Annotated in this window: 19 protein-coding genes; 15 read left to right on the plus strand and 4 right to left on the minus strand. The window is 70.5% G+C overall.

Going from position 1 to position 19,062, the window contains the following annotated elements; all coding sequences use genetic code 11:
• Positions 1 to 71 precede the first annotated feature (71 nt).
• The 5 genes from VF632_RS02525 (at position 72) to VF632_RS02545 (ending at position 4,055) form a co-directional block, all read left to right on the plus strand.
• Positions 72 to 644 (plus strand): NUDIX hydrolase, encoded by a 573-nt coding sequence (locus VF632_RS02525; protein WP_331021266.1) that lies wholly within the window; start codon positions 72 to 74, stop codon positions 642 to 644.
• Between the two features lie 258 nt (positions 645 to 902).
• The gene (locus VF632_RS02530; protein ID WP_331021267.1) at positions 903 to 1,544 is read left to right on the plus strand and encodes a sigma-70 family RNA polymerase sigma factor; all 642 of its coding nucleotides are present in this window, start codon (positions 903 to 905) and stop codon (positions 1,542 to 1,544) included.
• 237 nt (positions 1,545 to 1,781) lie between these two features.
• Positions 1,782 to 2,324, plus strand: a complete 543-nt coding sequence (locus VF632_RS02535) for a hypothetical protein (RefSeq protein ID WP_331021268.1) — start codon at positions 1,782 to 1,784, stop codon at positions 2,322 to 2,324.
• 2 nt (positions 2,325 to 2,326) lie between these two features.
• Positions 2,327 to 3,343 (plus strand): DNA polymerase III subunit delta, encoded by a 1,017-nt coding sequence (gene holA / locus VF632_RS02540; RefSeq protein ID WP_331021269.1) that lies wholly within the window; start codon positions 2,327 to 2,329, stop codon positions 3,341 to 3,343.
• Between the two features lies 1 nt (position 3,344).
• Positions 3,345 to 4,055 carry an alpha/beta fold hydrolase gene (locus VF632_RS02545; protein WP_331021270.1) on the plus strand — a complete coding sequence of 237 codons (711 nt, stop codon included), beginning with the start codon at positions 3,345 to 3,347 and terminating at the stop codon, positions 4,053 to 4,055.
• Positions 4,056 to 4,526: 471 nt separating this feature from the next.
• Here the strand turns inward: VF632_RS02545 and VF632_RS02550 are convergent, their stop codons facing one another.
• Positions 4,527 to 5,810, minus strand: a complete 1,284-nt coding sequence (locus tag VF632_RS02550) for a hypothetical protein (protein ID WP_331021271.1) — start codon at positions 5,808 to 5,810, stop codon at positions 4,527 to 4,529.
• A 210-nt stretch (positions 5,811 to 6,020) separates the two neighbouring features.
• Here VF632_RS02550 and lepA point away from each other — a divergent pair, with 210 nt between their 5' ends.
• The 7 genes from lepA (at position 6,021) to VF632_RS02585 (ending at position 13,659) form a co-directional block, all read left to right on the plus strand.
• Positions 6,021 to 7,820, plus strand: coding sequence for a translation elongation factor 4 (gene lepA / locus VF632_RS02555; RefSeq protein ID WP_331021272.1), 1,800 nt, complete (start codon positions 6,021 to 6,023; stop codon positions 7,818 to 7,820).
• Entirely contained in the window at positions 7,817 to 8,485 is a 669-nt protein-coding gene (locus VF632_RS02560) for an FkbM family methyltransferase (protein WP_331021273.1), read from the plus strand. The genes lepA and VF632_RS02560 overlap by 4 nt, the downstream gene beginning before the upstream one ends.
• Positions 8,486 to 8,488: 3 nt before the next feature.
• A complete protein-coding gene (locus tag VF632_RS02565) occupies positions 8,489 to 9,337 on the plus strand; it encodes a glycosyltransferase (protein ID WP_331021274.1) in 849 nt (282 codons plus the stop codon).
• Between the two features lie 111 nt (positions 9,338 to 9,448).
• Positions 9,449 to 10,453: an ROK family protein gene (locus VF632_RS02570; RefSeq protein WP_331021275.1), complete on the plus strand. Its 1,005-nt coding sequence runs from the start codon at positions 9,449 to 9,451 to the stop codon at positions 10,451 to 10,453.
• 560 nt (positions 10,454 to 11,013) lie between these two features.
• The gene (gene surE / locus VF632_RS02575) at positions 11,014 to 11,763 is read left to right on the plus strand and encodes a 5'/3'-nucleotidase SurE (protein ID WP_331021276.1); all 750 of its coding nucleotides are present in this window, start codon (positions 11,014 to 11,016) and stop codon (positions 11,761 to 11,763) included.
• On the plus strand, positions 11,760 to 12,416 hold the full coding sequence (locus tag VF632_RS02580) for a protein-L-isoaspartate(D-aspartate) O-methyltransferase (RefSeq protein ID WP_331021277.1): 657 nt from the start codon (positions 11,760 to 11,762) through the stop codon (positions 12,414 to 12,416). Before surE ends, VF632_RS02580 begins: the two co-directional genes overlap by 4 nt.
• Positions 12,417 to 12,543: 127 nt before the next feature.
• Positions 12,544 to 13,659, plus strand: coding sequence for a hypothetical protein (locus VF632_RS02585; protein WP_331021278.1), 1,116 nt, complete (start codon positions 12,544 to 12,546; stop codon positions 13,657 to 13,659).
• 74 nt (positions 13,660 to 13,733) lie between these two features.
• Here VF632_RS02585 and VF632_RS02590 read toward each other — a convergent pair whose 3' ends face one another.
• The gene (locus tag VF632_RS02590) at positions 13,734 to 13,973 is read right to left on the minus strand and encodes a hypothetical protein (protein WP_331021279.1); all 240 of its coding nucleotides are present in this window, start codon (positions 13,971 to 13,973) and stop codon (positions 13,734 to 13,736) included.
• A gap of 195 nt (positions 13,974 to 14,168) precedes the next feature.
• On the opposite strand from VF632_RS02590, the gene VF632_RS02595 reads away from it, so the two are divergent.
• Both VF632_RS02595 and VF632_RS02600 read left to right on the plus strand, forming a co-directional pair.
• Positions 14,169 to 14,372 (plus strand): CsbD family protein, encoded by a 204-nt coding sequence (locus VF632_RS02595; protein ID WP_331021280.1) that lies wholly within the window; start codon positions 14,169 to 14,171, stop codon positions 14,370 to 14,372.
• 73 nt (positions 14,373 to 14,445) lie between these two features.
• A complete protein-coding gene (locus VF632_RS02600; RefSeq protein ID WP_331021281.1) occupies positions 14,446 to 15,282 on the plus strand; it encodes a DUF1206 domain-containing protein in 837 nt (278 codons plus the stop codon).
• A 1-nt stretch (position 15,283) separates the two neighbouring features.
• Here VF632_RS02600 and ytxJ read toward each other — a convergent pair whose 3' ends face one another.
• Entirely contained in the window at positions 15,284 to 15,601 is a 318-nt protein-coding gene (gene ytxJ / locus VF632_RS02605; RefSeq protein ID WP_331021282.1) for a bacillithiol system redox-active protein YtxJ, read from the minus strand.
• 168 nt (positions 15,602 to 15,769) lie between these two features.
• Positions 15,770 to 17,308, minus strand: coding sequence for an amino acid permease (locus VF632_RS02610; RefSeq protein ID WP_331021283.1), 1,539 nt, complete (start codon positions 17,306 to 17,308; stop codon positions 15,770 to 15,772).
• A 324-nt stretch (positions 17,309 to 17,632) separates the two neighbouring features.
• Here VF632_RS02610 and VF632_RS02615 point away from each other — a divergent pair, with 324 nt between their 5' ends.
• Entirely contained in the window at positions 17,633 to 18,634 is a 1,002-nt protein-coding gene (locus VF632_RS02615; protein ID WP_331021284.1) for a MoxR family ATPase, read from the plus strand.
• The last annotated feature ends 428 nt before the right edge of the window (positions 18,635 to 19,062 follow it).

A 19,062-nucleotide genomic window follows, 5' to 3' on the forward strand; every position in this document is an offset into this window, starting at 1 on the left:
CCAGTTACCGCCGTTCAGCGCCCATACCGCTGGCGGCGTTCCTCCATCATCTTCAGCGTAGAGAGAAACGGATGGCAGACGGAGAACGCGGGACCGAACCGGGGCTCATCAACCGCCGGCCCGTGCACAGCGGGCGCATCGTTGACCTGGGGGTGGACACCGTCCGCTTTCCCGACGGGTCCACCGGTGAGATGGAGATGATCCGCCACTCCGGCGCGTCGGCGGTGCTGCCGGTGCTGAGCGACCCCGGCGGACCGGACCCGCAGATCGTGCTCGTCAGGCAGTACCGGTACGCATCCGGCGGCTACCTGTACGAAGTGCCCGCCGGGCGCCCCGACCGCCCCGGTGAGCCCTGGGAAGAATGCGCGCGCCGGGAGCTGCGCGAAGAAACCGGGCTGGAGGCGGGCACGCTGCGCCCCCTGACCTCCATCTGGACGACGCCCGGCTTCACCGACGAGCGCATTCACCTGTTCCTGGCCACGGACCTGACCGCCGGCGAAACGGAGTACGACGCCGACGAGTTCATGGAAACCATCAAGCTGCCCATGTCCGAGGCGCTGCGGATGGTGCGCGACGGCGAGATCACCGACGCCAAGACCATCTGTACGCTGCTGTACGCCGCCGGGTTCGTGTTCGGCCACTGACCGTCAGAGTGGGGCGGGGACGAACGTTGTACGGGCACGCGGATGTCAGGCCGACACGCGGCGGGTGTCACTCCCTCGCACCGGCTGTCCCCCCCAGGGGACGGGCGCCGGGGAGGCGGCAGCGGCGGAAAAGCGCGGAAGCCTTGCAACCATGCGGGGTTGCGGCGCATCCAACCCCACAACGGCCCGGGGTACGGCACGTGCCCTATGGTGAGCGGCGCAGCCGCCCGTCCGGTTAAACCCCTGGAGACCCAACGTATGCTGAAACTCCTCGTCAACGATCGCGACCGCGAGGCCCGGCAGCCCACCCCGCGAGAGCGGCTCAAGCAGCTGGACGACAGCGGAGTGGTCGCCGCGCACCTCGAGGGCGACCGGCTGGCCTTCGGCGAGTTGGTGGAGCGCTACCAGAACCGCCTGCTGAACTTCGTCTACCGCACCACGGGCGACCGTGAGCGCGGCGAAGACCTGGTGCAGGAAACGTTCATCCGCGTCTACCGGCACATTCACCGCTTCGACCAGAGCAAGAAGTTCTCGACCTGGATCTACACGATCGCGTCGAACCTGGCCAAGAACGAGCTGCGCAACCGCTCGCGCAACCCGCTGGTGCTCTTTCAGACGCTGATGAAGAACCGCGACGCCGACACGCGTCCGCTGGAGTGGGAAGACAACACGTACCGGCCGGACGACCTGTTCCGGAAGCGGCACCTGAAGAGCCAGGTGGACTCGGCGGTCGACCAGCTTCCCGAGCACCACCGCACCGTCTTCGTCCTGCGCGAGATGGAGGGCAAGACGTACGAGGAAATCGCCGAGATCACCAGCACCAACCTGGGCACCGTGAAGAGCCGCCTGAACCGGGCGCGCAACAACTTCGCCCAGCTGATCGCGCCGCTGCTGGACTGATCGCACGCAGTCGCCGCATCGAGAGGGGCGGGCCCGGAGAACGGGCCCGACCCTTTCCTTTTGGCGCGCGCCGATGCATCGTATGGGGCGTTCGCCCGCGCCGCTGTCCACCGGCGGGGACGAAGGCGTGTCCGAGCGACGCGCACGGTGGAACTCCCGCGCGGCTGCCGCGTACAACCGCGCGTCACCGGCCCCCGCGGTCGGGACCCCGATGGACCCAGGCAGGCGACGACACCGATGGACTGCGACGTTTTTCTCGACGGCTACTCCGACTTCCGCGACGGCCTGCTCGCCCAGGACGCGCGCGCCGGGTTCGTGGCGCACCTCGCGACGTGTGCGTCGTGCGCGCGCTACGACCGCGTGCTGGGGCAGGGCGTGTGCATGCTGCGCGACGAGGCCCCGCTGGAGGTATCGGAAGATTTCATGGCGCGGCTTCAGCACCGCATCTACCACGAGGACGAGGCCCGCGCGTCGCGCGGCCGCGGCTCGCGGGCGCGGGTGGTGGCCGGAACGCTGGCCGCGGCCGCCGCGGTGGGCGCCGTGACGCTGGTGCAGACGGACGGGGCCCGCCCGCAGCCCGAAGCGCCGCTGGCCGTGCAGTCCGCCGGGGCCAGCGAGATGGCGGCCGAGGCACACGACGCGCAGACCGGGCTGGGCGCGCGGCTGGAGCAGGTGGGCGTGCAGGTGTACCCCATGCCCTACCGCGACGTGCTGTACCGCACCGCCTCCGTCGCGACGTCCGCCGGGCACGCAGCGGACGCGGACGCCGCGCAGGAGTAGGCTTGCCGCCCATCCGTGCCGGCCAGCTGGACCGCACTCTCCGCGACCGTGTCGCGGGGGGTGCGTTCTTCTTTCACGGCGACGAAGAGTTCCTGCGCGAAGAGGCCGTGGCCCGCGTCGTGGCGGCCTACGTGGACCCCGCCACCCGCGACTTCAACTTCGACCAGCTGCGCGGCACCGACGTCGCCGCCGAAAGCCTGGCCTCCATGATCGGCACGCCGCCGATGATGGCCGAGCACCGCGTGGTCATCGTCCGCGACGCGCAGGGGCTTTCGGTCACCGCGCGCGACGTGGTGCTGGCCGCGTGCAAGGCGCCCCCGGCCGGGCTGGTGCTCGTTCTCACCGCCGCCATCCCCTCCGGCTCCAAGGCCAAGTTTTACGACGAGCTGAAGAAGCACGCCGTTTCCATCGAGTTCTCGCCCCTTTCCCACGACGACGCGCCGGGATGGGTGATGGAGAGCGCCCGCGAGGAGACCGGGGTGGAGTGGGAGCCCGAGGCGGCGCGCGCGCTGGTCGGCGGGGTGGGGGTAGACCTGGGGACGCTCTCGTCCGAGATCCGGAAGCTGGCGGCCTACGTCCAGGGCCGGAAGCGCGTGACGCTGGACGACGTGCGCGCCGTGGGCGGGGCCGTGCCCCGGCAGGACCGCTGGGCGTGGTTCGACTTGGTCGCCGAGCGCCGCTTCCGCGAAGCCATCGCCACCCTTCCCGTGCTGCTGGAGCAGGGGGAGAACGGCGTGGGGCTGGTGATCGGCATGGGAGGGACGCTGCTGCGCATCGGCCTGGTGTGCGCGGGGGGGCAGGGCGCACTGGAGCGCGAGCTGAAGCCGTACCAGAAGTGGATGGCCCGCCGCATCGGCCCGCAGGCGCGGAAGTGGTCGCTGCCGGAGGTGGACCGGGCGATGACCGAGCTGCTGCGGACGGACCGGCTGCTGAAGTCGGCGTCGCTGAACGACCGCCAGGCCATCGAAGAGCTGCTGCTGCGCCTGTGGGCCGTAGGCAGCCGGCGCGAGGCGGCGTAGGGTGGCGGTGACGCGGCGCAAGCTGGGGATCGGCGTCGCGCTGGCCGCGCTCGCGGGCGCGGCGTCGGCGGGCGCCGTGCGCCGGCGCGCGGCGCCCGTGGCGGGGGACCGGCGCGAACTGGTGTTCCTGGTGCACGGCCTGGGACGCACCCCCGTTTCCATGCTGCTGCTCGCGCGGCGCCTGGAGCGCCAGGGCTTTCGCGCCGCCAGCTTCGGCTACTGGAGCACGACCGGGACGATTCGCGGGCTCAGCGGAACCCTGGCCCGCCACGTGGAAGCCGCCCTGGGCGACGCGCCCGCGGTCCACTTCGTGGGCCACAGCATGGGCAACATCATCATCCGGGGGCTGCTGGCGGAGCACCGGCCGGAGCGCGTGGGCCGCGTGGTGATGCTGGCGCCGCCCAACCAGGGGAGCACCACCGCGGACCGCTACGCCCGCTGGATCGGCTGGCTGATGCCGCACATCCACGACCTGGTGACGCATCCCGAGAGCACTGCCCGCACCCTGCGCCTTCCCGGCGACGTGGACGTGGGAATCATCGCCGGCCTGCGCGACGGCAAGGTCCAGGTGTCCGAAACCCACCTGGAAGGCGCCCGCGAGCACGCCGTGGTCCCTAGCCGCCACACCTTCATCATGAACCGCCGCGACGTGCAGGGCCTGATCACGGGCTTCCTGCGCGAGGGCAGCTTCGGCCTGGGCGCCGCCGCCTGATCGCGCGCTCGGCCGACCAACCCATCAGGGGGTCGGCGGCACAGCCGACTTCCGGGTGGGGACCTCCGGCATGCGGTACGGTTGGCCTGGCGTCGCCTCTCGAAGGCGCGCGCGGATCCATGCGAAGGCTTCGTCCCCCGGAATCCCTTCGCCTCGGTCCAGCGAGTCGCGTCCCTTCTGGATTTCTGCTCGAAGCGCATTCAGCCGGATACGGTACTCCTCCTGATAGCGAGGCGACCGGCGAATGTCCTCTGCAACGATCTCGCTGGCTGTTCGATACTGGCCCGAAGGCGCGTTTGATTCCACGATTCGCTCCCATTCGGCGTAGGTGACCGTTCCCCACTCGCGTCGTACGTGGACAAAGTATACAGGACCGCCGCCCCGTCAATGGCCGGTCGCGCGGCAAAAACGAACCGGCCGACGGCTCGTGTGAGCCGCCGGCCTGTTTCGATCCCGACCCGCCGAGGCGGATCAGGGCATGGTGGTGTCGCTGCGGCCGCTGAGGGCGAAGGTGTACACCCAGCCGTGCCGCTCGCCGGCCCCGCTCAGGCGCGCGACGCCCAGCTGGATGGGGCCCAGCGTCAGCCCGCCGGTGAGCATGCTGCCGTCCGCCATGTCGCTGGCCAGACCGGCGCGCAGGGTGATGATGGGCAGCTTCTGCTGCACGCCCACGCTCACCTGGTTCTCCCACATGCCGCTCACCGGGCTGTCCTCCAGCTGCGACTGGTACTGCACGCCCAGCGTGGTGGAGGTGGGCAGGGCGAAGGCCCCACCCACGCGCAGCGTCATGGGCAGCCCCTGGTCGCGCTCGCCCAGGATCTGCTGGGCCAGCGCGCGGGTCTGCGGGTCGGCGCCGGTGTCGGCGTAGTCCGCGTCGCTCTCCTCGTAGCGGGTCAGCAGCGCTTCGGCGTCGCCCGTCTCGTAGTCGTTGCGGTCGAGCGTCAGCGTGCGCACGCGCAGGTCCTCGTTCCACTGCAGCGAGTTGAAGGCGTTGTCCAGCGCCACGCCCAGGGTGAGCCCCGGGATGGGCTGCAGGGCCGCGCCCACGTCTACGCCGAACCCGCTGCCGCCCTCGGCGCGCACGCCCTGGTACGTCACCCGGATGTCGCTGGGAATGGGGCCGGTGAAGATGGTGTCCTGCTCCACGAACGCCGACCGCACCATCTCCTGCGGGATGTAGTAGTGGCCGGTGACGCCCAGCGCGAGGGGCCCGATGCGCCGGCCGTACGCGGCGTGGATGTCGAAGAACGACGCGCGGAACCCGCCCGTGTTCTGGATGTTGTACTGGCCGAGCTTGCTCTGCTCGAACCCGTTGAGCACCAGGTCCACGATGCTGCGGTTGACGGTGTGATCGCCCACCAGCGCGTAGCCCGCGCCCACGGCGAAGCGGCCCACCTGCAGCGAGAACAGCGGCGCGCGCAGGTCGATCTCGCCGCCCGTGCCCGATGCGGGAATCTTCGCCAGGAAAGCCTCGCGCTCGGCCGGCTCCATGCCGCCGAACTCGCGCAGGTCCCACAGGTCGCCCGGTTCCACGCCGATGGTCTGCACGCCGAACGCCAGCTGCGGGATGGCCGCCGACCAGTGCGGGCTGTTGGCGAGCCCCAGGTTGGCGGGGTTCAGGTGCAGCGACTCCTGGCCGCGGGCCACGCCGATGTAGGCGCCGCCCATGCCCAGCGCGCGCGAGTTCAGCGACACCTGCGCCGTGGCGGGAACGGCGGCGAGCACCGCGGCCGTAATCACAAAATGCTTCATCATGTCTTGATGCGGGGTCTGGGGAAGGTCGGGTCGCACGGCTCACCGCGGGGAAAGGCAACGGGCGGAACAATAGGGGCCACCCGGTTGCGCGGCAACGGGTTGAATGACCCATGCGCGGGCAGGGGCTTTCTCGCGCCCCGGCCGGGGGGTTACCTTACAGAGCTTTGCACCAGACCTGACCGACGAATTTCTGCGAGCGGGAAACGCACGTTGCGACTTGAAAATATCCGGAACTTCTGCATCGTCGCCCACATCGACCACGGCAAGAGCACACTGGCCGACCGCCTCTTGGAGCAGACGGGAACGCTTCAGCTGCGCGAGATGAAGGACCAGGTGCTCGATTCCATGGACATCGAGCGCGAGCGGGGGATCACCATCAAGCTCAACGCCGTGCGCATGCGCTACCGCGCGAACGACGGCCTCGAGTACCAGCTGAACCTGATCGACACCCCCGGGCACGTCGACTTCACCTACGAGGTGTCGCGCTCGCTGGCGGCGTGCGAGGGCGCCATCCTGGTGGTGGACGCCTCGCAGGGGGTGCAGGCGCAGACGCTTTCGAACCTGTTCCTGGCGATGGAGGCGGGGCTGGAGATCATCCCCGTGCTCAACAAGATCGACCTTCCGGGCGCCGAGCCGGAGCGCCGCCGCGGCGAGCTGGTGGACCTGCTGGGGGTGGACCCCGGCGACGTGCTGCTGGCCTCGGCCAAGTCGGGGATCGGGGTCGACGGGATCCTGGAGGCCGTCGTCGCCAAGGTGCCGCCGCCGCGGGGTGACCGTGACGCCCCGCCGCGCGCGCTGATCTTCGACTCGTACTACGACAAGTACGTGGGCGCGGTGCCCAGCATCCGCGTGGTGGACGGGGTGTTCCGCCCGGGGACGCGCATCGCCTTCGGCAGCAACGACTCGGTGTACCCCATCGACGAGGTGGGCTACATGCAGCTGGGCCGGCAGCCGGTGCCCGAGCTGGGGCCGGGCGAGGTGGGCTACATCATCGCCGGCATCAAGCGGGTGGCCGACACCCGCTCCGGCGACACCATCCTCGACGCCGAAAACCAGGCGACGGAGCTGCTCCCCGGCTACCAGGAAGTGAAGCCCATGGTGTTCGCGGGGATCTATCCCACCGACACCGAGCAGTACGAGGAGCTGCGCGACGCCCTCGCCAAGCTGAAGCTGAACGACGCCTCGCTGGTGTACGAGCCCGAGACGTCGCTGGCGCTGGGCTTCGGCTTCCGCTGCGGGTTCCTGGGGCTGCTGCACATGGAGATCGTCCAGGAGCGGCTGGAGCGCGAGCACGATCTGGACCTGATCACCACCGTGCCCAACGTAAAGTACACGGTGAAGATGACGGACGGCCGGGAGCTGTGGGTGGAAAGCCCCAGCACCCTTCCGGACCCCACCAAGATCGACGAGATCGAGGAGCCGTACGTCCGCACCCGGGTGATGTGCCCAGCGGAGTACATCGGCGCCGTCCAGAAGCTGTGCCACGAGCGGCGCGGCAACTTCATGGGGATGACGTACCCGGACCCGCAGCGGGTGGAGCTGCAGTACGAGCTGCCCCTGGCCGAGATCGTCCTGGACTTCTACGACCGGCTGAAGTCGGTGACCCGCGGCTACGCGTCGCTGGACTACGACCTGGCGGGGTACCGGCCCAACCCGCTGGTGAAGCTGGACATGCTGATCAACGGCGACCCGGTGGACGCGTTCAGCGTGATCATCCACCGCGAAAAGGCGTACGAGTACGGCCGCAACATCGCCGAAAAGCTCAAGGAGCTGATCCCCAAGCAGCAGTTCGAGGTGGTGATCCAGGCGGCCATCGGGCAGAAGATCATCGCCCGCGAAAGCATCAGCGCCCTGCGGAAGAACGTGACCGCCAAGTGCTACGGCGGCGACATCTCGCGCAAGCGCAAGCTCCTGGAAAAGCAGAAGGAGGGCAAGAAGCGGATGAAGCAGGTGGGCAGCGTCGAAATCCCCCAGGAGGCCTTCCTGGCGGTGCTGCAGCTGGGGTCGTGAGGCTTCCGATCGTCGCGGGGCGGCTGCGGGGGCGCTGGTGGCTGCCGGCCAGCCGCGGCAAGATCCTCCGCATCCTCAACGGCACCTACGAGCGCGAGCAGACGCACCTGTTCGAGCGGCACCTGCGCTCCGGCGCCACCGTGCTGGACGTGGGCGCGCACGTGGGCTACTACACCCTTCTCTCCTCTGTCCTCGTCGGCGACGCGGGGCGGGTGCACGCGTTCGAGCCCAACCCCGCGAACGCCGATTTCCTGCGCCGCCACGTGCGCATCAACCGGCTGTCGAACGTCCGAGTCGAGCAGGCGGCCGTCGCCGACCGGGCGGGGACGGCGCGCTTCGACTTCGGCACCGGGAGCGGCACGGGGCGCCTGGCCGACGCGGGCGCGCTGGAGGTGAGGACGGTGCGGCTGGACGACTACTGCGCGGAGCATGGGCTGGCGCCTTCGGCGATGAAGATCGACGTCGAGGGGGCGGAGCTTTCCGTGCTGGAGGGCGGACGCGACACGCTGGCCCGCCATCGCCCCGTCATCTTCCTTTCCACCCACGGACCGGAAGTGCACCACGCGTCGCTGCAGGTGCTGCGCGGCCTGGGCTACACGCTGTCTCCCATCCTGGGAAGCGACCTGGACGCCACCAGCGAAGTGCTGGCGCTTCCCGCGGGCTGACCCGTGGCCCTGTCGGTCATCGTTTCCACGTACAACAAGCCGCGCGACCTGGAGCGGGTGCTCTGGGGTTACGCCGGCCAGTCTCGGAAAGATTTCGAGCTGCTGGTGGCCGACGACGGCTCCGGGCCCGAAACGCCCGAGGTCATCCGTCGCGTCTGCGCCGCGTCGGGGCTGGAAGTGGTGCACGTGTGGCATGAGGACCGGGGCTTCCGCAAGAGCGAGATCGTCAACCGGGCCATCGAAGCTGCGGGGGGCGACACGCTGATGTTCACGGACGGCGACACCATCCCGCGGAGCGACCTCGTCGAGGCGCATCTCCAGCTCGCGCGCCCGGGGAGATACCTGGGCGGCGGCTACGTGAAGCTGCCCGCTGAGGTCAGCGACGCCATCACCGTGGATGACGTGCGCCAAGGGCGGTTCGCCGACCTGGGCTGGCTGCGTGACCGTGGATGGCGCCCGGGCCGGCGCGCGCTGCGGCTCATCCGCTCTCCCCGCGCCGCGGCGCTGCTGGACCGGCTGACGCCGACGGCGCCGCTGTTCGCGGGCAACAACTCGTCCGTGGCGCGCGACGCCATCTACGCGGTCAACGGCTTCGACATGGCGATGGGCTACGGCGGGCTGGACCGGGCTGTGGGCTACCGGCTCGTGAACCTGGGGGTGCGTGGGATCCAGGTTCGGCACCGGGCCGTCTGCATGCACCTTCACCACGATCGCCCGTACAAGGATCCGCAGGTGGTCCGGCGGAACCGGGAGATCCTGGAAACCATCCGGCGCACGGGGCAGACGCGGGCCCTCGCGGGCCTCGCCGAGCTGCGGCCGGACCCTTCGCTGCGCGTGACCCGCATCAGCTGACGGCCCGCCCCGCGTGCCTGCGACCGCACGCACTTTCAACCGTCCAGACCGCATGTTACCTTGGCGCCCGATCGCCGCACGGGCGCGGCGAGGCGCCCAACAGGAGAGCGTATGACGCCCGGAACGGCCGAGAAGAAGTGGATCGTGGGGGTGGACCTTGGGGGCACCAACATCGTCGTGGGGCTGGTGCCCATCGAGGGTGGCGAGGTGCTGGGCTTCCGCACGGTTCCCACCGAGTCGGTGCGCGGCGCCAAGTTCGTCGTGGACCGCATCGTGTCGCTGGTGGAGGCGGCCATCACCGAGGTGACGGCGGCGCAGGGCACGTCGCGGGCGGCGGTGGCGGGGGTGGGCATCGGCTCGCCGGGGCCGCTGGACCGCAAGACGGGCACGGTGATCAACACTCCCAACCTGGGATGGCGCAACTTTCCCCTGCGCGACCTGGTGGCCAACCAGGTGAAACTGCCCTGCGCCCTGGACAACGACGCTAACTGCGCCACCTACGGCGAATGGTGGCTGGGCGCGGGCCGCGGCGTGAGCAGCCTGGTGGGGCTGACGCTGGGCACCGGCATCGGCGGCGGGATCGTGCTGGACGGGCAGATCTATCACGGCTGCAGCGACGTGGCCGGTGAGATCGGGCACATGACCATCGACAGCAACGGCCGCAAGTGCAAGTGCGGCAACTACGGCTGCCTGGAGCAGTACGCCAGCGGCCCGGCCATCGCGCTGCGCGCGGCCGAGGGGATCGAGGCGGGCGCCGAGACCTCGCTGGTGGACATGGTGGACGGCAAGCTCGAGGACATCACCGCCGCCACGGTGTACGAGGCCACGGTGCAGGGCGACGCCTACGCGGCCGAGGTGATGAAGGACACGGCGCGGTTCCTGGGGGCCGGGGTGGCGAGCATCATCAACATCCTGAACCCCGAGATGGTGGTGATCGCGGGCGGCGTGACGCGCGCGGGTGACACCCTGTTCGAGCCGCTGCGCGCCGAGGTGCGCCGCCGCGCGTTCCGCAGCGCGCAGGAGTGCTGCAAGATCGTTCCGGCCGAGCTTCCCGGCACCGCCGGCGTGGTGGGCGCCGCGGCTGTGTTCAAGCTGGAGAACTACGGGGCGGTGTAGGGGGCGCGCCCCACTTTGGGTTGAGGCGTGGGGAGGCAGGGCCGGTGCTCGGGCCGGCGCCCCCCATCCCCAACCCTTCCCCCGCAAACTGCGCGGGGGAAGGGAGCCAGCTCGGTGCGCGAGGCCAGCCGAAGCGCAATGTGTCATCCTGAGGCCCAGGCGCACTGGACTCGCCCACAGCACAGACCTGGCGGGCCGAAGGATCTAGCCCGGGGCACGAACCAGCCGGGGCGCGGCAGCGGTCACCGTAGCCGAGGCCTCGGCTGCCGTGGGGCCCTCACCCCGCCGCGCTGACACGTGTGCGACCCTCTCCCACAAACAGCGTGGGAGAGGGGGTACACTTCGGGGGTTGGTGCACCAGGCCAGCCGAAGCGCAATTCAGGTCTCCCCCTCCCCTGCGCAGCGGGGGAAGGGGGCCGGGGGGAGGGGGCTCCCAAGGCATGCACGACAGCCCGCTTCACCACAAGCGAAGTTCTCCCCTCTCCGCACGTAGTTTGTGCGGGGAGGGGCCGGGGGAGGGGCCTCCCGCCTGACGGATCAGGCCCACAGACGACGGACGAATGTTCATTCTCTGCACCAACGACGACGGATACCTGGCCCCGGGGCTGGGCGTGCTTTCCGAGGCGGCCAAGGCGCTGGGCGACGTGCACGTCGTGGCGCCCGACCGCGAGCAGAGCGCGCAGAGCCACGCGCTGACCATGCACTTTCCCCTGCGCGCCAAGCAGGTGCGCGAGGGGGTCCATCACGTGGACGGCACGCCCACGGACTGCGTGGCCGTGGCGCTCGGGGCGCTGCTGGAACGCAAGCCCGACCTGGTGCTCAGCGGCATCAACCACGGCCCGAACATGGGCGAGGACGTGCTGTACTCGGGCACCGTCGCCGCGGCCATGGAGGCGACGATCCTGGGCATTCCCGCGGTCGCCGTTTCGTACGCCGGGCGCGACGCCGCGCACATGCAGAGCTACGGGCCGCTGCTGGAGGCGCTGCTTCCGCAGCTCGCCACCCGCGGCGAGTTCCCGGCGGAAACGCTGCTGAACGTGAACCTGCCGCCCATCGACGCGTCTGCCGTCAAAGGCGTGCAGGTTACCCGGCTGGCGCGCCGCGTCTACGCCGATTCGCTCACCCGCGCGCACGACCCCAATGGCCGCGAGTACTTCTGGATCGGCGGGGGCAACGTGGAGTGGTCGGCGCCGGAGGGAACGGACTTCCACGCGGTGAACGAGGGCTACGTCTCGGTGACGCCGCTGCACCTGGACCTCACCAACCACGCCCTGATCCAGGACGTCGCCGCGTGGAACCTCGCGGTATGAGCGACCGCTACACCGGGCAGCGGCGCGCGCTCATCGGCACCATGCAGGAGCGCGGGATCCGCGACCTGAACGTGCTGCGCGCCTTCGACGAGGTGCACCGCCACGAGTTTTTGCCAGACGCGGTGCGCCACCGCGCGTACGAAGACGCGCCTGTCCCCATCGGCTACCAGCAGACGGCGTCGCAGCCCTCGTTGCAGGCGCTGTACATGCAGGTGCTCGACCTGCAGCGCGACGACAAGGTGCTGGAGATCGGCACGGGGTGCGGCTTTCAGACGGCCGTGCTTGCCAAGCTGGTGGACCGCGTCTACTCGGTGGAGCGCATCCGCGAGCTTTCCATCCGCTCCCGTGAAAAGCTCGACCAGCTCCGCATCAGCAACGTAGCGCTGCTGGTGGGGGACGGGACGATCGGATGGAGCCGCTACGCGCCCTTCGACGCCATCTTGGTGGCCGCGGCGGCGCCGGACGTACCGCAGCCGCTGCTGGACCAGCTGGCGCCGGGCGGGCGGATGCTGATTCCCGTCGGCGGGCGCGATATGCAGCAGCTGATGCTGATCACCCGCGAGGCCGACGGCTTCAGCGAGCGCGAGGTGACGGCGTGCACCTTCGTGCCGCTGCTGGGCCGCTTCGGCTGGATGGACGCGCCCCGCGCCTGAGACGTGGGGCAGGGTGGCGGGCCGCAAATCGTTGACACCGCTCGCCGTCCGCCGTACGTTCCGCCCAGCATCCCGCTGCTCCAGGCACCACCGCGGACACCCGCGCGCCCCCTTCTCCCAAGACCCAATGACCGGTCCCAACGGCGATTCCTTCGACGGCTTCGTCTTTCCGCCGTTCATCCCCACCGCCTCTCGCGCCACTCCAGCGCCGCCCCCGGCACCCGCTGCCGCGCCGCCGACCCCCCCGGTCGAGGCGCCGCGGCCCGTCACGAATGAGGTGGTGGATGCGCAGCCCGCGCGGGTGACCATGCCATGGGACGCGGAGACGCCCATCGTCCGCGACGCCGATGCGGGCCGTGCGGACGCTGAGGCGGACGAGGATGACCACGAGGATCTTCCGTGGCTGGAGGTGCCGGCGCCGCGCGAGCCGGCGGCACCCGAGGCTGAGACGCCCGCGTTCGTGGCGGACGACGTCGTTCCCGTGGCCGAGTCTACGGCAGCGGAAGCGGATGAGCCCCGCGCCGCGCCTGCCGCTGACGACGCGTTCCCCGACTGGATGGCGTGGGGCGCCACGGACGAGGCCGACGCCGCGCGAGAGATGGGCAACGTCGATCCCATCGCCGGGCTGGAGAACCTGGTGCCGATGAACGACGCGACAGACACGCGCGACGTCGCCCCGGACGAGGACGCCACGCTGGCCGCATTCCCGGTCGAGGACGAGCCCGCGTTCGATCCGGCCGACCTCCACGCCCCCCGGCCGGAACCCCGCCACCAGCCCGCAGCTGCGGACGCCGATTTCCTGGCCGCAGGCTTCGGCGGGGGCGACTTCCTGCTGCGCGCACTCCAGGCCAGCCAGCTCGCGCCCGCCGAGGAGCCGGTCCGCACCCCCGTGGAGGACACGCCGGAGATCGCCGCTTCAACCACGGACGACGCACAGGCGATCGCCCCGGAGCCCGATCCGTTCACCGCGGCCGCCGTTGCCGAAGCGGAGGCGTTCGCCCCGGCGGAGCCCGAAGCTGATGTCGAGACCACCCCGGTCGCCGCCACGTCGCCCGGCGCGCAGCCGGCTGCCGTGGCCCACGGGCTGGCCGACGCGTTCGGTGAGGTGGCCGGACGGCTGGAGGACATCGCGCGCACCCTGCGCGAGCGCCCCGACTCGCTCCTCTCCGGCGGCTCCGACGATCCGCTGGCGCTGCTGGTGACGGGATACGTGCTCGGCTACACGCAGGGCCGCCGGTCGTAGCCTGCATGAACGAAGCAGACCGGCCCTCCCGCGATCGATCGCGGGAGGGCCGGTCTGCGTTCACGCTCGTACGCTCAGCGCGCGTGCGCGGCGTCCTTGCCCTGTTCCGAAAGCACGTCCGCCAGCGCCATGATGGCGCCCGTGGCGATGGCCCAGCCCAGCATCATTCCCAGCCCGCTCTGGCGGCGCGCCTTCCGCGGCAGCCGCGGCGCGCCGTTTTCCCGGTGCAGCATCCCCCGCGTGTAGCTGCGCGCCATCTTCGACGCCGCCGTTCCCGCCACCGCCCACATCAGCTTGCCACCCAGACTGGCCATGTATGCCTCCTGTTCTCTGCGTTTCCCCCGCCAGAAGGCGCCGCTGCAGTGCAGGAGGCGGGCCATTCGTCTTCGCGCTGAGGGGCCAAGAAAGAACGGCGGGAGCAAGCTTCTCGCCACCCTGAACGCGGTACGGCTCTTGCCCCTCTCCGCTGCCACTGAGGGACGGAAAACTCGTACTGGAGGGAAGATACCATGGACGATCGCAACCTTACCGAGCGCGGTGTCGACAACAACATCACCGGCGCGCTGAAGGACCTGGGCGGCAAGGTCAAGGACGCCGTGGGCGGTCTTACCGGCGACAGCAGCCTGCAGGCCGAGGGCAAGCTCGACCAGGGCGAGGGCAAGCTGCAGGACAAGCTGGGCGACCTGCAGCGCGGCATCGACCGCAAGCTGTAAGCACCGGCAGACCTACGGAGCGCGGCGGCCACGACGGCCGCCGCGCTTTTCTTTTCCGAGCACGGAGGCAGAGTTGACGGACGTCTCTTCACGGGTGCAGGCGGCCGGGCGGCGTGCGGCCAGCGACGCCGCGCCCTGGGTCACGCGGCTGGCGCGCATGGGCTACGCGGCCAAGGGCCTGGTGTACCTCACGATCGGCGGCCTCTCGGCGCAGGCGGCGTGGTCCGCCGGGCGTGTGGAAGGCTCCGAGGGCGCGCTCTCCACCCTGCGCGGCCAGCCGTTCGGGTGGACGCTGCTGGCGATGATGGCCGTCGGCCTTGCCGGATACGTGGTGTGGCGCGTGGTGCAGACCGCGCTGGACCCCGAGAACAAGGGGAGCGATGCGAAAGGCCTGGGTGCGCGCGCCGGCTACGCGATCAGCGCCGTCGCGTACGCGGGGCTCGCGCTCGAGGCGGTGCGGCTGCTGTCCGGTGGCGGCAGCCAGGGTAGCGGCGGATCGCACTGGACGGGGGCGGTGATGGAGAAGCCGTTCGGGCAGCTGCTGGTGGGCGCCGTGGGGCTGGGGATCGCCGCCTACGGCCTGTTTCAGCTGTACCGCGGCGCAACGTCCGACATCGCCAAGCGCCTGGGCTTCGGCGGGCTGAACGCGGACCTGCGCCGGCGCATCGTAACGCTGGGCCGGGTGGGGACGTGCGCGCGCGGCGTGGTGTTCGCCATCGCGGGGTGGATGGTGATCCTGGCGGCGCTGCGCCACCAGCCCGGCAAGGCCGCCGGGCTGCAGGGCGCGCTCGTCACGCTGCGGGAGCAGTCGCACGGGCGCTGGCTGCTGGGCGCCGCCGCCCTGGGACTGATGGCGTACGGCGTTTTCCAGCTGGCCAAGGCCCGCTACCGGCGCATTCAGCCGGCCTGAATCAGCCGATCTGCTCCTCGAGCGCCGAGGCGGTGACGTCGAAGTGGGTGGCATGCCAGTCGGGCTTGCCCCCGCGAACGATGATCACCTGCGGCGACTCGTGCTCGAGCCCCGTCTTTTCCGACACGTACTCCGACGCCTCGGGCGCCTCGTGCACGTCGAGCTTGAAGACCGGGGCATCGGGCCGGCGCTCCAGGAAGCTTTCCATCTCGCGCCGCGCATTGGCGCTGATGGGGCACGTCATGCTGTACTTGAAGAGGATGGCCCCGTCCTGGCCCAGCGCCTCGTCGACGTCCTGCCTGCTGGCGATCTGCTTCATGTCCCGCGGCTCCCGCTCCCGGTGATCCACGTCCGCGGCGGCGAATCCGCCGCGAACCAGGCCGGGCACCCGGCGCAAGCCGCATACCGCCAAGTGCGGGGGCCAGAAACAGACGGGCGGCGATCCCCCCAGGGGACCGCCGCCGTTGGAGCATCTACCAGCCGGGCTTCAGACCGCGCGCGTGCCCTCGCCACCCGGCCGAAGGCGGCTGTGCCGGTAGCCGTACAGGAAGTACAGCACCAGGCCCACCGCCATCCAGATCCCGAAGCGCTCCCAGGTGACCGCGGGCAGCTTGAACATCAGGAATCCGCAGGAAACGATGGCGGCCGGCGCCACGAACCAGACGAAGGGCGTGCGGAACGGGCGATGGCGCTCCGGCTCGCGCCAGCGCAGCACCATCACCCCCGCGGCCACCAGCACGAAGGCGAAGAGCGTCCCGATGTTGGTGAGCTCGATCACCTCGTTGATGTTGGCGAACGCGGCGAAGAAGGCCACGAACGCACCCGTCAGGATGGTGGTGACGTGCGGGGTGCGGTACTTGGGGTGCAGCTTGGCGGCAAAAGGCGGAAGCAGCCCGTCGCGCGCCATCGAATAGAAGATGCGCGGCTGGCCCATCTGGAAGACGAGCAGCACCGAGGCCATCGCCACCACCGCGCCGAACGAGATGATCCCCGCCACCCAGTCGTAGCCGCGCTCCGAGAAGGCGCTGGCCAGCGGGTCCGCCGTTCCGTGCTGGTCCCACGGCACCAGCCCCGTCATCACCAGCGTCACGACGATGTAGATGACGGAGGTGACGCCGAGCGACCACATCATGGCCCGCGGCATGTCGCGCTGCGGGTTCTTGGCCTCTTCGGCGGCGGTGGACACCGCGTCGAAGCCGATGTACGCGAAGAAGATCAGCGATGCGCCCACGAAGACGCCGTTCCAGCCGTTCGGCATGAACGGGCTCCAGTTCTCGGGCCGCACCCAGAACGCGCCGATGACGATGAAGAAGACGAGGATCGCCAGCTTCAGGATGACCATCACCGTGTTGGCCCACGCGCTCTCGCGGATGCCCTTCACCAGGATCCAGGTGATCAGCCCCACGATCACCACGGCGGGGAGGTTGAAGATGACGGGCAGACCCAGCACGTGCGGCGCGTTCTGCCATGCGTGCGCGGCATCGAGCGTGGCGCCGGTGACGGTCGGGTCCGCCTGCAGCTCGGCGAACGCCTGCCTCGCGGTGCGCGGGTCCGTGGCCAGCCACTCCGGCAGCCCCAGCCCGAACCCCTTCATCAGCGTTTGGAAGTACGCGCCCCACGACACCGCCACGGCGATGTTGCCCACCGCGTACTCGATGATCAGGTCCCAGCCGATGATCCACGCCACCAGCTCGCCCAGGGTGGCGTAGGCGTACGTGTAGGCGCTGCCGGCCTGGGGGATCAGCGAGGCGAACTCGGCGTAGCACAGCGCGGCGAACCCGCAGGCGATGGCCACCAGCACGTACGACAGCACCAGGCCGGGCCCGGCGCCCACGTGGTTGGGCCCGCCAGAAACCGCGGTGCCGGCGCCGGAAAAGATGCCCGCGCCGATGATGGCGCCGATGCCCAGCGAGGTGAGCTGCCACACGCCCAGCGAGCGCCGCAGTCCGTGCTCTACCTCTACCTGCGGATCTACGTGCTCCGACCGCGCCTCGTTGATCTGCTTCCTGCGGAGGAGTTGCGACATGTCTGGCGGAGGGATGGTGGCAATGCCGCGGCGGCGGTGCGCCCCGATGGGCGGCGCGGCCTGAAACGGCGGGTCGTGGCGCGCCCGTCCAGCCTCCGGGCGGGGCGCGCGGCGGATAAAGTGCGGAGCGCGGCGGCTTCCGTCAATGATGCCGTCGCGCGCCAACGAAACGCCGTGTTCGCGCATCCTACCTGCGGGCCGCGGGACGGCCGCGCACTTTCGCGCCCCGGAGCGTTCCCGCTAGCTTGGCTGCTAGGATGTTAGCACGCCACGTCGCGGTATCCGTCGCGTCCGCCCACACTTTCGCGCTCGCCGAGGCCCTGCTTGCTGACCGCCGAAAACGAAGTCGAATCGCTCCTGGCCGACGCCGGCCGTCTGAGGGCGCAGGTGCGCCGCCGCATCGTGGGGCAGGAGGCGGTGCTCGACGAGGTGCTGATGTGCCTGCTGGCGGGCGGGCACGCGCTGCTGGTGGGGGTGCCCGGCCTGGCGAAGACGCTGCTGGTGCGCACCCTTTCCGAGGCGATGGAGCTGGAATTCCGGCGCGTGCAGTTCACCCCCGACCTGATGCCCGGCGACATCACGGGCACCGAGGTGATCGAGGAAGACCGCGCCACCGGGCGGCGGGCGACGCGCTTCATCCGCGGCCCCGTCTTCACGCAGGTGCTGCTGGCGGATGAGATCAACCGCACGCCGCCCAAGACGCAGGCGGCGCTGCTGGAGGCCATGCAGGAGGGCCGGGTGACGGCGGGCGGCGAAGACATGGAGCTGCCGCGCCCGTTCTTCGTGCTGGCCACGCAGAACCCGGTGGAGCAGGAGGGCACCTATCCGCTTCCCGAGGCGCAGCTGGACCGCTTCATGTTCGACATCCGGCTGGACTATCCATCGACCGAGGAAGAGGTGCAGATCCTCCGCTCCACCACCGGTGTGCAGGACGCGCCGGTGGAGCGGGTGCTGGATGCGGAGCGGGTGCTGACGCTGCAGCGCTGGACGCGCGAGGTGCCCGTGGCCGACAACGTCTTTCACTACGCCGCCTCGCTCGTGCGCGCCACGCGGCCTGGCGACGCCAGCGCGGAGGATGACGTGAAGCGCTGGATCCGCTGGGGCGCCGGCCCCCGCGCCGGCCAGGCGCTGATCCTGGGCGCCAAGGCCAACGCGCTGCTTGCCGGCCGCTTCCACGTGACGCCCGAGGACGTTCGGCGGGTGGCGGCTCCGGTGCTGCGCCACCGGGTGCTAGTGAACTTCCACGCGGAGGCCGAGGGCGTTTCGTCCGACACGGTGATTGCGCGCTTGATCGAAAGCGTGGCGCCGCCGCGGAGCGGGTTGTGAGAACGTCGCGCCCGGTTCGGCAGGATTCGGCGCACTCCCCGGGCGCCCCCCATCCCCAGCCCTTCCCCCGCAAACTGCGCGGGGGAAGGGAGCCAGTGCCGTGCGCTTCGGTGGTTTGGAGTGCGTGGGCAGAGGGTGCTGGCAGGGTGTGGGGCGCTTCGATGGTGGCCGTGCAGTCCCCGGCTGCCCTCTCCCCCCGGCCCCCTCTCCCGCAAGCGGGAGAGGGGGAGAACTGCACCAAGCTCCGGGCGCGCCACAGGCTCGATCTCACACCCAAGCAGGCCAGTCTGCGAAGGCAGACTTCGTGTGTTTGTTGCAGCGAATTCATTCGCCCGTGCGGGACTTCGCGCCGGGTTCGGCAGGGCTCGGCGCACTCCCAGGCAGCCCCCTCCCCCCGGCCCCCGTCCCCCGCTTCGCAGGGGAGGGGG

Source organism: Longimicrobium sp., assembly GCF_036388275.1.
GTDB lineage: Bacteria > Gemmatimonadota > Gemmatimonadetes > Longimicrobiales > Longimicrobiaceae > Longimicrobium.

Bases quoted from the DNA above. Each gene is read 5' to 3' on its own strand.
- VF632_RS02550 (WP_331021271.1), bottom strand. From the start codon at position 5,810: ATGATGAAGCATTTTGTGATTACGGCCGCGGTGCTCGCCGCCGTTCCC.
- VF632_RS02525 (WP_331021266.1), top strand. From the start codon at position 72: ATGGCAGACGGAGAACGCGGGACCGAACCGGGGCTCATCAACCGCCGG.
- VF632_RS02585 (WP_331021278.1), top strand. From the start codon at position 12,544: ATGACCGGTCCCAACGGCGATTCCTTCGACGGCTTCGTCTTTCCGCCG.
- VF632_RS02570 (WP_331021275.1), top strand. From the start codon at position 9,449: ATGACGCCCGGAACGGCCGAGAAGAAGTGGATCGTGGGGGTGGACCTT.
- VF632_RS02595 (WP_331021280.1), top strand. From the start codon at position 14,169: ATGGACGATCGCAACCTTACCGAGCGCGGTGTCGACAACAACATCACC.
- surE (WP_331021276.1), top strand. From the start codon at position 11,014: ATGTTCATTCTCTGCACCAACGACGACGGATACCTGGCCCCGGGGCTG.
- VF632_RS02530 (WP_331021267.1), top strand. From the start codon at position 903: ATGCTGAAACTCCTCGTCAACGATCGCGACCGCGAGGCCCGGCAGCCC.
- ytxJ (WP_331021282.1), bottom strand. From the start codon at position 15,601: ATGAAGCAGATCGCCAGCAGGCAGGACGTCGACGAGGCGCTGGGCCAG.
- VF632_RS02580 (WP_331021277.1), top strand. From the start codon at position 11,760: ATGAGCGACCGCTACACCGGGCAGCGGCGCGCGCTCATCGGCACCATG.
- VF632_RS02590 (WP_331021279.1), bottom strand. From the start codon at position 13,973: ATGGCCAGTCTGGGTGGCAAGCTGATGTGGGCGGTGGCGGGAACGGCG.
- VF632_RS02535 (WP_331021268.1), top strand. From the start codon at position 1,782: ATGGACTGCGACGTTTTTCTCGACGGCTACTCCGACTTCCGCGACGGC.
- VF632_RS02610 (WP_331021283.1), bottom strand. From the start codon at position 17,308: ATGTCGCAACTCCTCCGCAGGAAGCAGATCAACGAGGCGCGGTCGGAG.